The sequence below is a fragment of the Pseudoalteromonas sp. MMG013 genome (genome assembly GCF_018100885.1).
Lineage (GTDB): Bacteria > Pseudomonadota > Gammaproteobacteria > Enterobacterales > Alteromonadaceae > Pseudoalteromonas > Pseudoalteromonas aurantia.
The window spans coordinates 70,968-91,687 of sequence record NZ_JAGJEE010000014.1; the positions used below are offsets into that span (position 1 = coordinate 70,968).

General features: G+C 41.9%; 16 protein-coding genes. 3 read left to right on the forward strand and 13 right to left on the reverse strand.

All coding sequences use genetic code 11. The features are described 5' to 3' along the window. Nucleotides 1-66: 66 nt before the first annotated feature. Nucleotides 67-444 carry a hypothetical protein gene (locus tag J8L98_RS14025; protein ID WP_210996906.1) on the reverse strand — a complete coding sequence of 126 codons (378 nt, stop codon included), beginning with the start codon at nt 442-444 and terminating at the stop codon, nt 67-69. Nucleotides 445-486: 42 nt separating this feature from the next. Next, nucleotides 487-1,209 carry a glutamine amidotransferase gene (locus J8L98_RS14030; protein ID WP_210996907.1) on the reverse strand — a complete coding sequence of 241 codons (723 nt, stop codon included), beginning with the start codon at nt 1,207-1,209 and terminating at the stop codon, nt 487-489. 232 nt (nt 1,210-1,441) lie between these two features. Between J8L98_RS14030 and J8L98_RS14035 the strand changes: the two genes are divergently transcribed. Beyond that, nucleotides 1,442-2,458 carry a YHYH protein gene (locus J8L98_RS14035; protein ID WP_210996908.1) on the forward strand — a complete coding sequence of 339 codons (1,017 nt, stop codon included), beginning with the start codon at nt 1,442-1,444 and terminating at the stop codon, nt 2,456-2,458. A 57-nt stretch (nt 2,459-2,515) separates the two neighbouring features. Further along, nucleotides 2,516-3,055 carry a hypothetical protein gene (locus J8L98_RS14040; protein ID WP_210996909.1) on the forward strand — a complete coding sequence of 180 codons (540 nt, stop codon included), beginning with the start codon at nt 2,516-2,518 and terminating at the stop codon, nt 3,053-3,055. A gap of 130 nt (nt 3,056-3,185) precedes the next feature. On the opposite strand, the gene J8L98_RS14045 is transcribed toward J8L98_RS14040, so the two are convergent. From J8L98_RS14045 to J8L98_RS14075, 7 genes are all read right to left on the reverse strand, one after another. Then, nucleotides 3,186-3,662: a DUF1456 family protein gene (locus tag J8L98_RS14045; RefSeq protein ID WP_210996910.1), complete on the reverse strand. Its 477-nt coding sequence runs from the start codon at nt 3,660-3,662 to the stop codon at nt 3,186-3,188. 142 nt (nt 3,663-3,804) lie between these two features. After that, nucleotides 3,805-4,542, reverse strand: coding sequence for a prephenate dehydratase domain-containing protein (locus J8L98_RS14050; RefSeq protein ID WP_210996911.1), 738 nt, complete (start codon nt 4,540-4,542; stop codon nt 3,805-3,807). A 270-nt stretch (nt 4,543-4,812) separates the two neighbouring features. Then, nucleotides 4,813-5,946: an ABC transporter permease gene (locus J8L98_RS14055; protein ID WP_210996912.1), complete on the reverse strand. Its 1,134-nt coding sequence runs from the start codon at nt 5,944-5,946 to the stop codon at nt 4,813-4,815. After that, a complete protein-coding gene (locus J8L98_RS14060; RefSeq protein WP_210996913.1) occupies nt 5,946-6,680 on the reverse strand; it encodes an ATP-binding cassette domain-containing protein in 735 nt (244 codons plus the stop codon). Before J8L98_RS14060 ends, J8L98_RS14055 begins: the two co-directional genes overlap by 1 nt. Beyond that, nucleotides 6,677-8,209 (reverse strand): alpha/beta hydrolase, encoded by a 1,533-nt coding sequence (locus J8L98_RS14065; RefSeq protein WP_210996914.1) that lies wholly within the window; start codon nt 8,207-8,209, stop codon nt 6,677-6,679. The genes J8L98_RS14060 and J8L98_RS14065 overlap by 4 nt, the downstream gene beginning before the upstream one ends. A 251-nt stretch (nt 8,210-8,460) precedes the next feature. Then, nucleotides 8,461-11,103, reverse strand: coding sequence for a type I DNA topoisomerase (gene topA / locus J8L98_RS14070; RefSeq protein ID WP_210996915.1), 2,643 nt, complete (start codon nt 11,101-11,103; stop codon nt 8,461-8,463). 248 nt (nt 11,104-11,351) lie between these two features. Then, complete coding sequence (locus tag J8L98_RS14075) at nt 11,352-14,651, reverse strand: hypothetical protein (RefSeq protein ID WP_210996916.1); 3,300 nt, start codon at nt 14,649-14,651, stop codon at nt 11,352-11,354. A gap of 166 nt (nt 14,652-14,817) precedes the next feature. On the opposite strand from J8L98_RS14075, the gene J8L98_RS14080 reads away from it, so the two are divergent. Beyond that, complete coding sequence (locus tag J8L98_RS14080) at nt 14,818-16,143, forward strand: dicarboxylate/amino acid:cation symporter (protein ID WP_210996917.1); 1,326 nt, start codon at nt 14,818-14,820, stop codon at nt 16,141-16,143. A gap of 74 nt (nt 16,144-16,217) precedes the next feature. Here the strand turns inward: J8L98_RS14080 and J8L98_RS14085 are convergent, their stop codons facing one another. From J8L98_RS14085 to J8L98_RS14100, 4 genes are all read right to left on the reverse strand, one after another. Next, the gene (locus J8L98_RS14085) at nt 16,218-17,387 is read right to left on the reverse strand and encodes a cystathionine beta-lyase (RefSeq protein ID WP_210996918.1); all 1,170 of its coding nucleotides are present in this window, start codon (nt 17,385-17,387) and stop codon (nt 16,218-16,220) included. Nucleotides 17,388-17,398: 11 nt separating this feature from the next. Further along, nucleotides 17,399-18,313 carry an NAD(+) diphosphatase gene (gene nudC / locus J8L98_RS14090; RefSeq protein WP_348771908.1) on the reverse strand — a complete coding sequence of 305 codons (915 nt, stop codon included), beginning with the start codon at nt 18,311-18,313 and terminating at the stop codon, nt 17,399-17,401. 189 nt (nt 18,314-18,502) lie between these two features. Then, nucleotides 18,503-19,297 carry a glucosamine-6-phosphate deaminase gene (nagB, locus tag J8L98_RS14095; RefSeq protein ID WP_210996919.1) on the reverse strand — a complete coding sequence of 265 codons (795 nt, stop codon included), beginning with the start codon at nt 19,295-19,297 and terminating at the stop codon, nt 18,503-18,505. 239 nt (nt 19,298-19,536) lie between these two features. Beyond that, nucleotides 19,537-20,664, reverse strand: a complete 1,128-nt coding sequence (locus J8L98_RS14100) for a DUF5009 domain-containing protein (RefSeq protein ID WP_210996920.1) — start codon at nt 20,662-20,664, stop codon at nt 19,537-19,539. Nucleotides 20,665-20,720: the final 56 nt, after the last annotated feature.

The following is a 20,720-nucleotide window of genomic DNA, read 5'->3' on the forward strand; positions in this document are numbered from 1 at the left end:
TTTATTGCAGGAAGCAATAAAAAGATTAGCTATGGGCTCGTGATATTCACACGTAGTTGAAAATACTTAACCTATTTGCACTGCGAGCGTTGAACATAGCGCAACTAACAAAAACACCAACCAAGATAGATGCTTTGCTTTTGAACCAAGCAAAGCCATTAAAAAATGTAAGGTAAACGTCACCATTACAATGTTCGCTATGGCTGCTTTAGTAATGCTAGGCTGCGCCAATACAAATAAAATGGCAGCAAAACCACACCATGCAATAGAGGTTAAATGCCATGCAAAACGCAATGTATGTCTGGTAAATTCAGTGCCCCCAAAAAGTGTAGGGAGATTATCTCGCTTGAATAGTCGACTTAAAATGTAACGCTCCCCCAAATAAGAATGTGCACCTGCAACTGCAATAAGTAAACATGCTGCAATATATAGTAATACTCCCACTTCCGTTACTCCTTTCTTTATTACGCTGAGTTTTGCGAGTATTTAATCACCCCGCGTGCGTTGGTATTTCAATGATAACTTATCTAAAAACTCACTGAGTAAATTATTCATATGCTGTGTGTCAAAGGTCAGTATATCTGTTGCTTTTTGCACCCACTGATGCGTGATCGATAGCGACTCGTCATAGGAGGCGCTAATAAGCGACTCTACACATTGTTGGGTGAACTCTAAATGACACTGAAAACCGTAAATTAGATCTGCATATTCAACGATTTGCCTCGGACACCCCAAGCTACTCGCCAGTATTTTTGAGGTTGGTAATAATCCAGGCATATCATTATGCCAATGCCCAACCACTTCCGTTGATTGGAAATGATCAAATAATACATTGTTTTCACCTGCCGCTGTCATTGTGACTGGTAAGTAACCTATTTCTTTGTGAGGACTAACCTCATACTTAGCGCCCAGCGCTTCACCAATCAATTGTGCGCCTAAACAAATACCCACAATGACTTTATTTAAAGCAATGCATTTACGAATAAAGCTGATTTCTTCAATAACATTGAAATATGCGCAATCACTGACGCTTGTTTTTGGTGACTGTGGTCCGCCTAAAATCACCAAAAAATCAAAATCAAACTGCTCAGGTAAACGTTCCCCCTCGTAAAATTTTGTACGCGTTATATGGAACCTATTATCGACAGCCCAATGTTCAAAAGCGCCAGGTCCTTCGAATGATTCATGTATCAAAAAGTGAATATGCATGTACGTTCCTATCGTCCATTTCGATTTAATTAGCATGATGATAACTAAACAAACTCACCCGTCACTTATCCAATATGACAAATACTATCAATAATCAGACAAAACATATTACGAGTGAAAATAGCTATCTACTGGATAGAAATAAACCACAATCACTAAATGCCCTTGCATACTATTTGCACATTTCATTTCTATTGTTTGCTTATGCCCATTTTGCAGAGGATTTTATTACATGAAAAAATCATACTTTCTCAAACATAGTATCGTAAACGCCATTATAGGTAGCCTATCTGTCTTTTTGCTTGCGTGTGGTTCCAGTAGTGGCGACACGTCTTCTACTAGTGCAAGCAGCACCGTAACCCAAGATACCGACACCACAGTTACAACCCCAATATCAACAGACACAGGTACATCAAGCAGCAACTCAACAGACGCCATTTTGTGTGATTATCATTACAATGAGTTTAATAGTTCAGAATCGGTGTCTACCTCCAGTAACGCCGACTGGGCATGTACAGGCACACAACGAACGCTGGTCGCAAACGGTATTCCAGATCATATGGTCGGTACTTTTCCAAATCAAAACAACCCTAATGAAATAACTGAGCAGTCTGTTTCCATTGCGTATACCTTAACCCCAGCACATACCGTAACAGCAACGACATTAGGGGGACCACAAGGCGCAACAGGGTATGTACTCAACGGCGTAAAAATTGACGCAAACACTGCTGGCTCTTGTGATGATTCAGGTAATAGTTGTAGTCTGGTTGGTAACACCGGAAGTTGGCATATTGAAGCACTCGGTCAAACAAGCTTTAACTTTGGTACAGACCAAAACAATGCACATGTACAACCCAATGGCGCTTATCACTACCATGGCATGCCTGAGGGTTTTATTGCACTGCGTGGCGGAAGTGAAACCACAATGACGTTAATTGGCTGGGCTGCTGATGGCTTCCCTATATACGCAAGATATGGTTACACAGATGCAAATGACAGCTCATCGTCGTTAAAAACACTACAAGGAAGTTATGAGCTGATCACTAACATAAGTAGCACCCGCCCTTCCGTTGATACGTACCCTTTGGGTACATTTGCCGAGGATTGGGTTTACGTGGCGGGCTCTGGTGATTTAGATGAGTGCAACGGCCGAGAAGGTGTCACGCCTGAATTCCCCAATGGTATTTATCACTATTACGCCACAGATAGTTACCCATACTTTCAACGCTGTGTTAAAGGCGCTTTATAAAATACGCCTGTGTTAATTAAATAGCGTCACTTAAGTGATTCGATTAAGGAGCCACTCATGAATATACCACTGCCTTCTAACTTATTCGCCATATTGATATTCTCTACGTGCCTATTTGTACCTCAAACTTCCTCGGCCCACTTAATGGTGGCGCAAAATGGAACATTAAATTTTAACAATGCGGGGGCGTATATGGTCCTGTCATTACCCATTTCAGCATTTGATGGGTTGGATAGTGATAAAGACGGTAAAGTCACACTGATTGAGTTCAACAATCATCGTTCATCATTGATCGCACAAATAAAAAACGCCATATTCACTATGGCACATACGCAAAAGATTCTCTTACACAACATCGTGCTTACACCACAACGCCCTCATAAATATCAAAATAATAGTGATCTGGTTGAAATTACAGACATTATAATTATGGGTATGTTTCCCGTGACTTATCAAAAAAACACGCTCCAATTTCATAACCTACTATATGGGAAGACAGCGCAAGAAAAATTAATAACTCTATCCGTTACAAAAAATCACACGACAAAATTAAATCAATTCGACTTATCAATGACTCAACCGTTTTGGGACCTATAACCTCGGCTTTAAGAGCAAAACCACACCCATACTACACAACGCGTCATCAGTATGGAGATTTGTAATCAGGTATTGAATATCTATGAAGTTTATTGCAGTAGTAGAGGTGTATCGCCTCTGCGCTGTTCATTCACTCTACATTGTCAACCGATGGGTTAAATTGACACTGAAGTGCTTGTAAAAAGTGATGGAGCATCTGATCCTTGCATACTCGATAATGCTTATTACCGGGTTTACGAAAAAATGCACTCAGCTCATGTTTACTCATTTGAACATCGACCAATTGCAGAAGGTCTAATATATCTTCTGCTTTCAAGTTGAGCGCAATCCGCAGTTTTTGAAAAATCATATTGTTATTCAAGCTATTTTCTGGCTTTGCTTGCTCACCCGCTCGTTTACCGCGCTTCAAATCAATAAAGCCATTAAGAAACGACGATAACTCTAGATCAGCCAACACACTAAAACCCTCTTCAGCGTCCTGTTTGAGCCAGCCTGTCACTTGTTCATTTGTCACTTTAACATCCGTCAGGGAGAACACTTCTATTACCTGATTATCGCTTAAATCAAAGGTATAACGTACACGTCGTAAAACATCATTATTATTCAAAACAGATCCTGATCACTCAATTAGTTCTTCACAATCGACACGATTGTGAGATATTTTCAATCTTACCAGAATCACAGCTTAACCCCTATTTATTACGTGTAACTCATGGATTGAGTCATGAATTGATAGTACCTAACCCTGCTTAGAGTGCTCTACCTAGGGTAATTGCATGACTTAGCGCTTTCCGTGCTTGGCTTATGGTGATCATCTCAGTCCGCTTGTTAACTTTCATCAATAAGAAACTTGTTTCATTGTGTTTGTTGTCTTGAATGCCCTTTGCTATGACAGATAAGTTCGGGTACGTTTCCACCAAAACACAAGAACCAACTGCGACACCGCCTATACCCAATAGCCGTTTTGACACTCGTTCAGCCGCTGCAGATGTTCCGTTTGGTACGGCCAGCTCAGGTACACCTACCTTGGCTTTCCACCCTTTAATTTGTTTCAGTGCTGCTGGGTGTGATGCAATAACACTGATCTCCTTATTATTATTAACATCATCAATATGCATCAGTGCACACATCTCAATTGGCGTCGTTATAAATCCAATGACATCAACTATGCGGTATTGCTGTACCGCTGTTATGGTCGCATCCACCAACTTTCCTGGAATCGTTGAGTTTTCAACAGCACTAAATGCCCATGTATTTGTATTATGTGCTTGCTCAAAGGTATGACTGGGCGTACCTGAAAAATTCACAGGCATTTTTAAAGCGCTCTGCTGCGCAAATAATTGGTTTATTGCGGCATCATTAAAGCTACCAGCCGAAGCTTGAACGTAGACTTCTCGCTTTTCAAGCGCTGTAGTACTAAAAGACAACATCCCGGTTGTTATACTGTAAAGTACACTAACAGCAACACCCAGCTTAATTTTTATCATTCAACCACTCCATTTATAAAATTAGTTAGCGTTCATATTTAACAAAATAATTTAAGCCCTTGCAGCAAATTTAAGCGATTGGTGGAATAACTGTCTATGCTCATAATCCATGATTAGCCTCAACCCCCAATATCTCGCTGATAAAATTAACAATATAACTTAACCAACCCCAACTTAATGACAAGTTATCCACTTTTTCTGTGGATAACCAAGCATGAAAAAGCACTGCAATTGCAGTGCTTTTTCATATTTTATGTCAAATAAAGTCAGCTATAAGCCAAATACCACCTTCTCACTTTTTAGCATTCGACTGCTTAGCCAGCTAAACAGTGCAAAGAGTGCCAAAGTCACTATAGTAGATATAACTAGCTGTGGCACCGGTAACGGGTTACCTTTAATAAACTCAATCATAGCGTGTTGCTGGGCTGCAATCGGTAACCACTGAACAACCTCAGTACCAATGTCATACGTCGTTACCATACTCAATCCCATTGGCACAAACAATACCATCGTCACATACGTTTGCGCTTCTTTGAATGACTTAGCCATAAAAGAAACAAATACCTGTAAACTGGCAGACATAAGCGCAATGGGTAATCCAATCACCATACATAGCAATATAAAATCAATACCGAGGTTTACACTGAACCCTAATTGCTCCCATGGCACCATGGCGTAAGCAAATTTAGACACCACAAGAATGAGTGCTAACCCTAACATTGAGTATGTTGCAATTGCGCCTGATTTGGCCAATACGATTTGCATACTACTCAACGGATGACTCAGTAGCAGCGCCAGTGAATTTCTCTCTCTTTCACCTGCACTGGTATCAATCGCAAGGTTCATCGCCGCGTAAAACAGTGTAAGAACAATAGACAAGGTCGCGATACCTAGAAACATCCCCCCTTTTGACTCTGGGGTTGCCTGATCATTCACCTGCACATTAACGGCTCGCATTACTGTTGGGTCAATCCCTCTCGACAATAGTCTAAGACTCGCAATTTCGCTGTTGTACTGCATCAGTGATCGTTCTAATTGAGCAATTGATTTGCGTAACTTATCATCAGATTTATCCGCAATAATCGTCACTTGGGCACTGCGCCCTTCACTCATTTTTTGCCGATAATTCTCGCTGATCTCTAAGGTTATAGCCTTAACATCTTCATCTGTACTGTGCTTTATTTCTTTAGCATCTAGATATTGAATGAGGGATGGTGCCACATCTGCGTTACTAATTGTGATCTTGAGCTCGTCCGGAGATGCAAATTGCTTTAACATTATCGAAAATAACACACACATCAAAATAGGCGAGCCTATCGCATAGTATAATCCAGCCATCACTGAGCGTTTATCACGGCCTGCATCCAGCACTTCTTTTTTAAACAATACAGTAAGTAACTTCATTACGCTGCAATTCCTTCATCACTGCCGATCAGTTCTATAAATGCTTCTTCTAACGTTTGTTTGCCTGTGCGTTCACATAAAGACTCGGGAGATCCCTCTGCGACTACTTTACCTTTCGCCATCACCACAACGTGATCACATAAAGCCGCTACTTCTTGCATCACATGACTCGAAAAAAGCACACAGTGCCCCTGCTCTTTTAGCATCTGCAGCAAATCACGCAATATACGTGTACTCATTACGTCAAGTCCTCGAGTAGGCTCATCTAAGATAATATTGGTGGGCTTATGCACAATTGCTTGGGCAAGTGCCGTTTTCATATGCTGACCTTGCGAAAAACCTTGGCAACGCCTATCTGCAATATCTTCCATTTTCAACTTCGATAACACATCCGTTGTTGCCTCTTTCGCATCATCGATATCCATGCCACTAAGTTGTGCAAAAAACTCGACATATTCTCGAGGTGTTAAACGCTCATATAAACCACATGGATCTGGGAATAAACCCAACTGCTGCTTTGCTTGCATTGGATCTTTAGCAACATCAATCCCATCAATTTCTGTGTTACCGCTATCTGCTTTTAATAACCCAAACACCGTACGAAGACAGGTTGTTTTTCCTGCACCGTTTGGCCCTAGCAACCCTGTTATTTTGCCATTTTGGGCGCTAAAGCTCAGACCGTTTAACGCATTCACCGAACCAATTTTCTTCGTTAAATTATTGACTGATATCATGAGTTATCTCCTTTTTTCTCAGGATCATTGCTTACACCTACTTGCGGTATCGCGCCATTTAAATTCATAAAAAATTGTTTTGTGTTATTTTTCTCTAAGCAACTGGCATCTAATGTCTCAGCGCTTTTTTTATTAATAAACTCGCTGACCAGTTTTGCCGCACATGTTTGTGATACCACGCCATGGGTTGCAGTCGGTGCGATTAAATGGCGCGCATTTTTCATTTCAACCATCGTCAAATCCGCCCACGTAGGCGGTGTTGCAGGATCGACGCCTCCAGAGAGCAATAAAGTCGGTATATCATTATTTAATGGCTTATAAAAGTCCTCGTCAACAGCGCGAACCTGCCAAATAGGACAACTGACATCCAGTCCTTCAATCATTAATTTGCCAAAATAGCTTTGCCCGTATTGCAACCGTGATTCAGTTGTTAAGCGAGGCCAATCTTCAGCACAGACGATAGCACTATGCATACCAAGCGCCATACTGTCGCTCATATCAGAGGACGACAGTAAACCAACCAACGGCGAATAATCTCCAGCCAATGCCTGAGAAATAGTCAAGGGAACCAGCGCGCGAGTACTGTGACTATATAGTGCCATTCGAAGCGTAGAAAAAAACTTTAACCGTGTCACTACAAGCTCTATTTTTTCATGCGTACGAGGGTGCCTCACAGTAACTTTTTCGGGTGATTCATCTAGTTTTGACAGCAGTATATCTAGCTGTTTGGTCAAATCTGGATATTGTTGAGCACATGCTTCATCTAATGCACAACGCTTAAATAGCGCTTTTAAAGAGGTATCAATTGCACTGCCTATTGCTGACAAACTTTGCTGCATAGGCACAACACCATCTAACGTGCTAGTTAATACAGCATCTGGAAACTGTCGAGTATATTCTTGCGCAATACGTGTACCATAAGACACACCGTACAAGTGCAGCCCTTTATAACCTAATGCTTTACGAACCGCTTCAAAGTCTTTCGCTGCTATGGGAGTAGAAAAGTAACTTAAGTCGATATTCAACTCACTTTTGCAACGGAGTGTATCTTCTTTTCCTAAACGATTCAGGTCTGCTGTCATATCATTAAAAGCAAACTGAGCAACTAAATCATCTGATTCACACTGAAGTTTATACGATTTCCCAGTACCACGTTGATCTACTAATAAAATATCTCGATTCTCACGCGCGTACCGCAAATTTCGATTGAAAATTGCAGCCAATTCAATCGCGGATTGTCCTGGTCCACCAGCAAAACCTAGCACCGCTTCCGTGGGGTTACTTTGTTTAATTGCTGGAATAATTGCAAAATGAATGTCAATTTCGCCAGCATCTGCCTTATCATCTGAGAGTGGTCGTTTAATACTGCCACACAGTAACCTATCTGCGAGGTTTTCTACGTAGCACGGTGTTAATGTCGGCTTTTCGTCAATATGCGTGTCTGCTAACACACCCACATTCATACCTAAACAGGTAAAAAGTATAGATAACGGTGCTAGGCCTAATTTGAATTTTTTTACTGAATGCATTATTAATTTTTCCTAATTGCATTAAACATCAGCTTAGTTGGCTTTAGTTTTGGTCTGTGTATCATTACAGAAACATGAGAGTAATGATGCCTCTGCACAATGTCAACTTGATAGCTAAGCACCTCGCTTTTAACCACCCAAAGCACCTCCCACTTTTTCTCACTCTGCACTTTAATACATTGCCAAAAGCCAACCTATATCAGATACAATAAAGCCGGGATAAACCCGGCTTTATTTTTTAATGACTAAAATCACTTCTTTTTCTTTTTAGTCACTTTTTGTTCGATCACCCACTTACCTTTATCAAGCGTCGCTTTCCAACCAGTGGCTTTGCCCTCAACTTCAGTCATAACATATTGAGTTTTCGTTTTTCGAGAATAACGAATAACGGCTAAGTTACCATCATCATCCTGTTCAGGTGCATCTGCCAAATAGTAAAACTTTGGTGAGATCCGATCTCTAAAACGCTTAAGTTCAGCGACTTTAGGAGCTCTGGTTTCCCTTGATTTCGGGAATGTATGCGCTGCTAAAAAGATCCCCGATGCGCCATCTCGCAACACAAAGTAGGCTTCAGATTTTTCACATTCCAATTCAGGCAGGTGAACAGGATCCTCTTTTGGTGGCGCAGCTTCACCGCTTTTAAGCAATTTACGGGTGTTTTTACATTCCTCATTGGTACATCCAAAGTACTTACCAAAACGGCCTGACTTCAATTGCATTTCTGATTCACATTTATCACACTCGATAACTGGACCGTCATACCCTTTAATTTTAAAGGTACCCTGCTCAACAACCACACCGTCACATGCCGGATTATTACCACAAACGTGTATCTTGCGTGTTTCATCAATAAGATATGAATCCATCGCAGTTTCACAAACTGGGCAACGCTTCATTTGCATTAAGGTTTCGGTTTCAACATCTTCCACATCAGCTGCAACGGCTTCATCACCAGACACCAAGTTCATCGTCGTTGTACAGCGCTCTTTTGGTGGTAAGTTATAACCTGTACAGCCTAAGAACACGCCTGTAGACGCAGTACGAATACCCATTTTTCTGCCACACGTTGGGCAGTCTATATCAGTTTCAACCATGACATTTTGACGCATACCGCCTTCTGCTTCTTCACCACCAGCTGTTGTTAGCTGCTGAGAAAAGTTTGCATAAAACTTATCGAGCACTTGCGTCCAAACACGCTCGCCTTCTGCGATATCATCTAAACGACCTTCCATTTTTGCAGTAAAGTCAAAATTCATTAGATCATTAAAGTTTTCAACCAAACGGTCTGTCACTATCTCGCCCATTTTCTCAGCAAAGAAACGGCGATTCTCAACACGCACATACCCTCTGTCTTGAATGGTTGAAATAATCGCGGCATAGGTTGAAGGGCGACCAATGCCGCGCTTTTCTAGCTCTTTAACTAAACTTGCTTCACTAAAACGTGCCGGTGGCTTAGTAAAGTGCTGTTTCGGATCTAACGCGACTAAATTAATCTCATCGCCAACAGCAACCGCTGGTAATGATTGATCTTCTTCATTCTTTTTACGCACCGAAGGCTGAACCGCAGTCCAACCATCAAAGCGCATCACTCGGCCTTTGGCCTTCAATGTATAATCACCTGCGGCAACAGACATCGTGGTTAAATCATACTCTGCAGGCGTCATTTGACATGCCACAAACTGACGCCAAATGAGCTCATACAGTTTTTTGGCATCAGCGTCAACGCCTTCAACATGGCCTGACAATACCGTCACGCTAGATGGACGTATCGCTTCGTGTGCTTCTTGTGCGTTGTCTTTCGCGCTATATTTAATCGGATTAGCTGGTAAATACTTATCTCCAAACTGTTCCGTAATATACTCGCGACACATAGACACAGCATCACTCGACAGGTTTGTTGAGTCAGTACGCATATACGTAATATAACCGGCTTCATACAAACGCTGTGCCAGCATCATGGTTTTCTTTACGCCATATCCTAAACGCGTACTGGCTGCTTGCTGCATTGTTGAAGTAATAAAAGGCGCACTTGGCTTACTTTTACTGGGCTTTTCTTCAACTTTAACAACTTTATAATCACTTTTCTCAAGCACAGTGACCGCAGCAGTCGTTTGCTGTTCATTCACTGGTTTGAATGCACTACCTTGAAACTTGGTCACTTCCAATCGAATTGGTTGCGTACTGGCAGTTACATCTGCATGAATATCCCAAAACTCTTCAGGAATAAACGCTTTGATCTCGCGTTCTCGCTCTACCAACAACCTCACAGCAACAGATTGCACTCGTCCTGCCGATAACCCGCGCGCCACTTTTTGCCACAATAGTGGTGAGACCATAAAGCCAACAACACGGTCTAGAAAACGACGTGCTTGCTGTGCATAAACCATATCGGTATTTAACTGACCAGGTGCCTCAAACGCTTGCTGAATCGCATTCTTGGTAATTTCATTAAACACCACGCGTTTATATTTTTCAGGTTCACCACCGATAATTTGTTCGAGGTGCCATGCAATGGCTTCCCCTTCTCTATCCAAATCGGTTGCGAGATAGATATGGTCAGCGTCTTCAGCGAGTTTTTGTAATTCTTGGACTACCTTTTCTTTACCCGGTAGTACCTCGTAATGAGGTTCCCAGCCTTTTTCTGGGTCAATTCCCATGCGTGCAACAAGATTCGCATAATCTTTGTTTTTTTTGTAAATGGCCTTTTCTTCTGGCGCCATTTTGCGCACTTCCGCAGGGCTTTTGGTGGCAACTCCTTTGGTTTTACCTGCACCTGACGTCGGCAGGTCCCGTACGTGACCGACACTCGACTTAACAATAAAGTCTTTACCTAAATATTTATTAATTGTTTTAGCCTTTGCGGGAGACTCTACAATTACTAACGATTTGCCCATAGCTGCCTATTTTTGACCGTTCTTGTCTACGTTTTTGCCCATCACGGACGACTAATATTTATAGGTATATCTACAAACACCTATTGTTACAAGCTTTAAATACAATCTTTTAGCTGATCACTGATTAATTACACAACTTTTGTTGCAATTTTACTCAAAAACTATAAACCCTAAATTAAGCTGCGCAATATAAAGGAATAGATACAAAAATGCCAACCTGACTGGTTGGCATTTTTCTAAAACGATCGCTATCGATCATCCGTTATACTAATCGCTCTGGTAATTTTTGTTTCTGTATCACCATTTTTTATCAAAAACTCAATAGATAGTGCTCCATCAAACTTTTTATTCCCTTCTAATTCTCGAGTAAGGGTGACAACCGAAAACATCGTTTGGTCAGAGTTCGTATTTGGGATTGTTTCCTGGTGTGAATTCAAGCTTAACTCACCATTCGTTGCCGTAATCGTCACCTCTGTACCTGCAGGTAAAGGATTACCAAACTCATCAGAATAATGAATGTAAACAACAAATCCCGTTACACCTTCATCGACCGTTACATCAGGGTCTGCGCTATTTGGATCGTCAATTGTCGATGTCGATAAATCAATCGTATTAACATCGCAAAACCCTGAGTTATCAGAGTTTTCTATAGTGGCTTTCACTAAGCCGCTTCTCGTTGATGTTGGATCAAATGGCACAGATTGGCAATTTGCAGGAACATGAATTAAGTATGGTTCAACACCAGAAGCCGTTTTAGGAATAGAAAACCTCACAAAAGGAACATCGCCAGACATAACCAGTTCAAGATTATCACGTACTTCTATTAAATCTCGTGTACATTCATTCGCAGCTTGTGCAGCTTCCGAACATAACAAGCCGTTATATTTGCCATCAGCAGCATCAAAAACGCCATTGTTGTTCAAATCACGCCAGTCATCATCATGACCCCCATTTTTCGTTGTAGTAGGCGTACAAGGGCCTGTACCGTTACTGCTACAGTTCTCTTTATCAAACACAGAGTTCTCGTTTGTGTCTAAGAAAGCTTCGCTTAAATCAAATTCTTGGCGGTATTCACCAAGGTCGAATAAACCATTTCTACGTGTAATACCGTCGCTCGCCTCTTCGTCACGAAAATTCTCTTGTCCTTTTGCAACCGCAAGTATACTGACACGCCCTCCCATCACCACACCATTGGGATCGTTTTTGGCTCTAAGAATGCGAGTCCAACATGGGGCTGCAGTACCAAAATAGAGATCACAGTTTATTGCGCCAGTTTTTGGGTTAGTCGCACCGATGCGATTTCCCCATTTAGCATCAGTAAATGGCCTATCTCCTTGGCTACGCCATTGCACGGTACACGATGCATTATCAGTGATACATTGAAAGGTATTTGTCCCATCAATGCTACCTATTGCCCCTTGCTCGGCTAATACCGTTGCGGTTACACCATCAGCATTAAATTGATTAAACTGATCACCAAAGAATACCGTGATATTTGAAATAACATTATTGTGATTTAACGAGTTACTATTAAGAATATCCGCACTTGCATCGAATGTATTCTGATCTGTAACACCAGAGCTTAATATTATTTGGGAAGAGACACTGTAAACTTGCTTTGACAATGGATATAAATGCAACGTTCCAGTTGGACAAATCGCATCAGCTGGCGTATTTTTACAAAGTTCAACATCTTCTGCCCAACAAGAATAATCGTCAGTTGGGGCCGAAACTGCCAATATATCTAGATCCGCTTGTTGAATATAACAAGCACGTACTACCAAAGGCCCAGGCACAATACCAGACTTAACGGTGGTCTGCACTGAGCCTTCTGTGTCGGTATTACTGGTTCTTTGCGTGAGCGTTGCCAACCCTTGATTATCCGATAATTTAAAATCAACTCGCGCTCTAGGTACAGCTAACGAGTCTTCATCAAGTAAAGTAAACTTTACTATAGACTGAGTTGGGATCCCCCCTTCACCTGGTGGAAGGGCTATAAATTGTTCCGTGACACTTTCAAATTTAATGGCTTGCACTGGCGCTGATAGCACAGGAATAACCGTACGTATGTTGAAGTTTTTACCGCCAGTTTGTACGTTAACCGTGACATCGTCATTACCTTGGCACCCAACTGCGCGATAAGTAGAACTTGCAATACCGTTAGCAGACCTAACCATAGCATCTATAGTCGCTTGGCCTGCTGTTGCACACGTCGATGAAAACTCCACATCAGTGGGAATATTGTAAAGGCTGCCTGACTCGTCTCGCAACGTGACGCTTATAACAGTGCTGCCGCCTGCATTTAGCGAAACCACATTGCCGTTTTCTATCGGCAAGCCGTTGTCGATTGATAATTCCAGGTCGGCGATGCCCACAGAGAAATTAATGGTACCTTCGACATTGTCAGCTTGCGCTGACGTTACTTTTAGAGTGCCTGCACCGCCTTCATTGCCTGGTTGTAGCTTTAACAAAGCTACACCAAAATTGTCTGTTAACGCATTGCCTGACGAAGGTAAGGTTGTTCCTAACCCTGTTTCTACATTTACCAAACCGACCGCGACACCGTCGCCTGTTTGCGCGCTGGTTAAACGTATATATATATCTGCTAAATCATTAGATGAAATAGAGTTTACAACTTGACAACCCGATGCTGCATTTAACGGGTCAATCAAAACCTCATCACGGTTAGCATCCCAGTTAGCATTACACCCCGTTAATAATTTAACATCGAGTACAAATTTCGTATCATCTTCAAGATTAGTGTCTCCAGATGAGAAAAACACATCCGACTTACTGATACTTTCATTGGTACTGGTATCTTGATAAGTGACCGTTACTCGACCAGCTCCTTTTGACTGACCACTGCCGAGTTCAAGTACTGCCAGGCCCTGCTCATCTGTAATCGCTCGCTCCGTACCATTTTTAATTTCACCTGTGAACTCTGTTGAAAATGATACAATTTGTCTCGCCAAAGCATTGCCATCTTTTTGCAACGTCGCTCTAATAAACCCAGGATTGTCTTGAGTTACAGGGTTGCCTTCAGTGAAAGGGAGATTCGCTTTATCCACCACTGAAACCGTTAACGTCACATCTCCTGATACACCTGAATCAGTCCCGCCTCCACCGCTAGAGTTAAAATCAAAAAAACCTGTTACCGTTTCATCTGAGGCAGCATAAGACACCGTTAACCGCCCTGCGCCTTCATTTTCAGTAGGTGCCAGGGTCACTACCGCCGCACCATTATGATCGGTCAGTACAGTCCCTGAGGTGGGAGTCATAGTCGCAAACTGGTCCGTGGTAAAGGTTACCCTTACGTCAGTTTGAATAATACCTTCTTTGGTTAATACTGCTGTCACGTTTAATGGTGCATCTACAGATACCGAATTACTCTCGTTGTTAGTTTTACTGCTCTTCCCGCTAAGTGTAAATAGATATTCAGACGTGTCGCCATCGCCACTATTATCATTCTTTTCAATTGAGCCACCACCACCGCAAGCAGTAAGCCACAAACTAAGCATCATAATGCTAAATACGCGCATTAAAGGCATTAAACCCTCTCCCTAGCTAAGTTTAAAGTTGTAATTTTTTATCATACTACCTTAGAAAGGTTCAAAAAATCACAGTTTTTTATCAATAAATTGTCGATTTATTTTGGCCTTGTGCGGTCAGCCTGTTAGGCTATGCTGATTTTCGATTACTTTAGTAACCTAAGTTATGCAAATAAATAATAAAATGAGCTTAACCACACGGATCATGATTGGTATGATCGCAGGTGTGGCTGTTGGTTTACTGCTCCAAGCCTTATTAGGAGACCAAAAGGAACTTTTCATTCCCTTAGGTCTGTTTGATTTCCCCATAAAAAGTGTCTTTGTTGATGGGTTTTTCCATATCGGCGGACAGATTTTCATCGCCAGCTTAAAAATGCTCGTGGTCCCCCTTGTCTTTATTTCTTTGGTTTGTGGCACATGCAGTTTAAGCGACCCTAAAAAGCTAGGTCGACTTGGAGGCAAATCAATCGGGCTATATTTAATTACCACCGCAGTCGCGATCACGGTTGCGATTAGCTTAGCGCTATTGGTGAGCCCTGGCGTTGGTTATGATATTTCTACCAATGCTAGCTTTGACGCAAAGCAAGCGCCTACTTTGGTCGAAGTCATCATTAACATGTTTCCGACCAACCCAATTAATGCAATGGCTGAAGGTAACATGTTACAAGTCATTGTGTTTGCATTGCTATTTGGTATTTCCATGGCTTTAAGTGGCGAGGCTGGCAAACGTGTTAGTGCGGTATTTGATGATCTCAACACGGTCATTCTAAAACTTGTGACATTACTGATGAACTTAGCGCCATACGGTATTTTCTGCTTAATGGCTAAACTTTTCACAACCATAGACATAGGCTTAATTTATGGTTTGGCTAAGTACTTCTTTGTGGTTGTTGCTGCATTACTCATACATGCGTTTATCAACTACTCAATCATTCTAAAAGTCTTAACTGGGCTAAACCCAATTACGTTTTTGCGCAAAATGAAAGATGCTTGCCTATTTGCATTTAGTACATCAAGCTCATCTGCAACCATGCCTATCACGCTTGAAACAGCAACCAAGAAGCTCGGTGCTCATAATTCTGTCGCATCCTTCACCGTTCCACTAGGTGCCACAATTAACATGGACGGTACTGCCATTATGCAAGGGGTCGCAACAGTATTTATTGCGCAAGTTTTTGCTGTCGATTTAACTCTAAGCGATTATCTAATGGTTATACTGACCGCAACATTGGCATCAGTCGGTACTGCTGGTGTCCCTGGTGTCGGCCTGATAATGCTTGCAATGGTACTCAATCAAGTTGGCTTGCCTGTAGAGGGAATTGCGATCATTATGGGGGTTGACCGCTTACTCGATATGACAAGAACAGCCGTGAATGTTACCGGTGATTGTATGGTAACTTGTGTTGTTGCGAAGTCGGAAAAAGAATTCGAGGTAGAGATATTTAACGACCCTAATGCAGCTAAAGCCTTGGAAGGCCATAAGTCTCTTTAAGCTAGCTCAATATGAACGAAACATTGAAACAAAAAAAGCCGCTCATTTAGCGGCTTTTTTGTTTAGAAATATGTTTAACAGTTCGCGTCGTAAACGATTAATGCCTTTTCAAGATCTGCAATTAAGTCATCAACATCTTCTAAGCCAATATGCAAACGAATGATGGGACCCTCTTGCCAGCCTGTGGTTGAACGTAATGCCGCCATGGATTTATTGGCCGTTACTAAACTTTCAAATCCCCCCCACGAGAAACCCATTTTAAAGTGATGTAAGCAGTCTAAAAACGCATTAATGGCTTTTTGCGAGCCTTTTTTCATTACAAATGAGAACAATCCATTGCTACCTGAGAAGTCTCGTTTAAAGAACTCATGGCCTGGACAGCTCTCTAGTGCAGGGTGACGAACATGATCTACCAAAGGATGTGCAACTAGCCAATTAGCCACTTGCAGTGCAGCCTTTTCATGTTGCGCCAGCCTAACGGGCATAGTGCGCAAGCCCCTCAAAGCCAAATACGCATCATCTGCCGATGTACATTGACCAAGTAAATAGGAGTGCTCCCTTAAAGTCGGCCAGTGTGCTTCATTGGCAACAGCCACGCCCATCATGACATCAGAATGACCCACGATGTATTTAGTTGCAGCTTGAATACTAATGTCTACTCCATGATCTAGTGGCTTATAATGCCAACCGTTACCATAGGTATTATCTAGCATCGTAATTAAATTATGCTGCTTAGCGACACTGACTAAACTTGGTACATCTTGAACCTCCATTGTAATTGAACCTGGCGACTCTAAAAATAACACGCGCGTATTAGGCTGTATTAATGTTTCAATTTCCGCACCAATCATAGGATCATAGTAAGTCGTTGTAATGCCTAATCCTAATAGAATTTTGTCACATAAATCCCGGGTCGGCTCATATGCAGTATCAACCATCAATAGGTGATCGCCTGACTTCAAAAATGACAGTAACGACTGACTAATCGCTGCTGCACCTGACGGATAAAGCGCACACCCTGCCGCATTTTCCAACTCCATAACCGCATCTTGCAACGCATAATGTGTATTCGTACCACGTCGACCATAAAACAGCGTTCGATTTCCTCGGCCTTTAACCGCATCCTGTAGCTGCTCCACAGTATCAAACACCACGGTAGATGCACGTTGTACAACCGGATTGACAACTCCTTGTGTATACTGGCTCTTGCGACCAGAACTAATCAGTTTGGTATTTTTCTTCATATATTAAACCTTTAAGATGCTCGCCAATAATCGATAAGATAGCGAGATATAGAGTCTTTACGCGTTAACTTAAATCCGGGCCCGTCATCTCCCCACTCTGTAAATGCATCAAGTTCAGTGCGGGAAAACCATTGGGCATGTTCTAATTCGTCTTGCTCAACCGCAATGTCTATCGTCGTTGCTTGAGCAATAAAACCCAGCATTAATGAGCTTGGAAATGGCCATGGCTGAGATGCTAAGTATTTGACATCATTAACATCAATGTTGGCCTCTTCTTTCACTTCACGAATCACTGCTTGTTCTAATGTTTCAGCAGGATCAACAAAACCCGCAAGCGTTGAATACACGCCATCTGGCCATTGTGATTGCCGCCCGAGTAGGCACCGCTCAATACCATCATTGAAGGTATGCGTAACCAGCATGATCACCGCAGGATCTGTTCTTGGAAAAGTCATGTGCTTACAATCTAAATTGCGACATTTACGCGCATGGCCAGCTTCAACACTGCGATTTTCTGTTCCGCATCTACCACAGAATTTATGGGTATTGTGCCAGTAGCACAGCCCCTTCGCGAGTACTCCTACTGAACCCATCTTTGCTGTGAGCTTAGGACCAATTTGACGCATATCCACAAACTCACCGTTATCCGGTAATTCAATTGCATGTCTGTTTTTCTCATGAGTTATATCCAATGCGAAATAACTTTTCTCATCACTTACACCCAGAAAAATAGCATTATCTAGGTTTAATGCCCTAATTTGCTCAAACGACAATGTCAGCAATTCACATGCATGAGGATCCACTAGGTTTTTATCCTCATCTATTAACAACCAGTGGCTATCACTACGCATTTGCGCAATTATCCAGTCGTTACTTTTACGCTCACTGGAAGCGCGATTCAAATGCATTTGTGTGTAATGTAGCACAATCTGTTCCCTGTATATTATTTTGCTCAAAACTAACATAAGCAAAGATAAAGCAAAACCATTTCAACCCACTAACTTTTAATCACCCCTCTATAAATAATTTAATAATTAAGAGTTTCTTGTGTAAAGTCGAAAATTCAAGCAAAAAAAAAGCCCTTTCGGGCTTAAGTTCTCATGTATTTCATTGTGCTATAACGAGGCAAGATATGCTTGCAGCTTTTGATTTTCGGCTTCTATGTGCTGATAAAACTCGATGTCTTTGAGTTTGCTTGCCGCAGCTGTATCAATCACAATCACTGCATCTCTATGCATTTGTAGAGCTGAAGCTGGACATGCTGCTGTAAGTGGCCCTTCAATCATGGCTTGAATCGCATCAGCTTTGTTCTCACCTGTTGCTAATAGCACCACTTTTTTGGCATCTAAAATAGTCCCTATACCCATCGTAATCGATAGATGTGGCTGGTACTCATCTACGCCAAAAAAACGCGCATTATCGTCAATTGTTGCTTTCGTAAGCGTTTTTACTCGTGTTCTTGAGGTCAAACCTGATGAAGGCTCATTAAAACCAATATGTCCGTTACGGCCAATACCCAATAATTGAATATCGATGCCGCCTTTCTGCGCTATTCTTTCTTCGTATTCATGACATGCCGAAACGGGATTTTTTGCATCTCCAGGAGGCACAAAGGTGTTCGCATTATCGATATCGATATGATCAAAAAGCTGGCTATTCATAAAGTGACGATAACTCTGTAAATGACTACCATCAAGGCCCAAATACTCATCTAAATTGAATGAGGTCACACCTTTAAAACTCATTTCACCCGCTTTATTTCGCTCAATTAGTGCCTGATACAAAGCGACAGGTGTGGAGCCTGTTGCTAACCCCAATATGGAATTTGCATTTTTATTTAGTTGAGCGGTAAAAATATCTGCGCCATAGGCTGCAACTTCAGTCGCATCATTTAGAATAACAATTTGCATAGTTTGAGCTCGATTTGAGAATTAGGAAAAATGGGATCTGAACCTTACTTCGCGTGCAATCAAAGAAAGGTCAGATCAAACCTAATTGGGATACATACTATTAGGCTATTACCATTATGACAACGCTGTCATTATTATCAGAAAATAACCGTTTGTAAAGTAAAAGTGAAAAAAGTTTTGTAATTACTTATTCAGTCTTGTGAAGGCCTGACATTATAAGACCTTCACAGTGCCTTGATTTAAACGCTAACGAAGATTTTTCGTCGATACATCCAATGCAATACCAATAACTGCACGGCAAGCAATGCCAAAACCGTTAGTAAAGGTTGCCATGCCTCTGACGCTCCCGTTACTACGCCACCAAAAACACTGCGTGCGATGAACGCCCAATCGACAAGCGAAGATGCCAAATAAATAATAATCGAGTTCGCACCGATAATCACAAACGGATACGCAAAGCGTTGCCCATCAAATACATCGACTAGGACATAAAACCCTGCGAGTAATATTGCGCTCCAGCCAACTGTTACGAGCACAAAAGAGCTAGTCCACAACTCTTTATTAACCGGGAAATAAATGTTCCAACCCCAGCCAAGTAATAAAGCGACTAAACCAAACCCGAGTAAACGAATAACACTATGCCATTGACCTACGGTATGAGCTTGCGCAATTAGCCGTCCGGCAAATACCCCTGCAATCGCGTTAACGATAGCTGGCAGACTCGACAATACACCTTCAGGGTCTACAGCACGATCTTGATAGCTAATTCCGGGTAGCAAGTGCTTATCAAACCATGCATTCCAACTTCCTACTGCCGATAAGTCACCCGCAACACCGCCGGGAACAGGGATAAAACATAACAGTAACCAATAACCAATCAATATTCCTCCCCCGATACAACCCAACATGCGAAGGCTTGTATGCCAAACGAGTAACATGCAGAAAAACCATGCGATTGCAATTCGGCCCAATACACTGGCATACCGTATTTCATCTAATGCGACGGGCATACCTGTACCCCATCCATGGTTATATAATATCCCCAGTGCAGACAATAAAAATAGCCGCTTTAACGCTTTGTTGTAGTAACCTCTGCGTTCAGAAAAAGGTAAATGGTCAATACGTTTAGGAGACAATCCCATCGCTACCCCTGAGAGAAATATAAACAGAGGGAAAATCAGATCATAAAATGTAAACCCATGCCAAGCACTATGAAGCGTCTGCGCTTCAAATACTTTCCATCCTTGCCAACCAGTTAGTACAAATAACGCTGCAAATATTGATTGTCCGCCTAAAATCCAGAACATATCCATGCCGCGCAGCGCATCCAACGAGGCCAACCGTTTTTTTTCGGTTTTTATTGTCATATTTTTATATACCTTACAAACAAAAAAGCCCCGCTATTACTTCAGCGGGGTTTTTC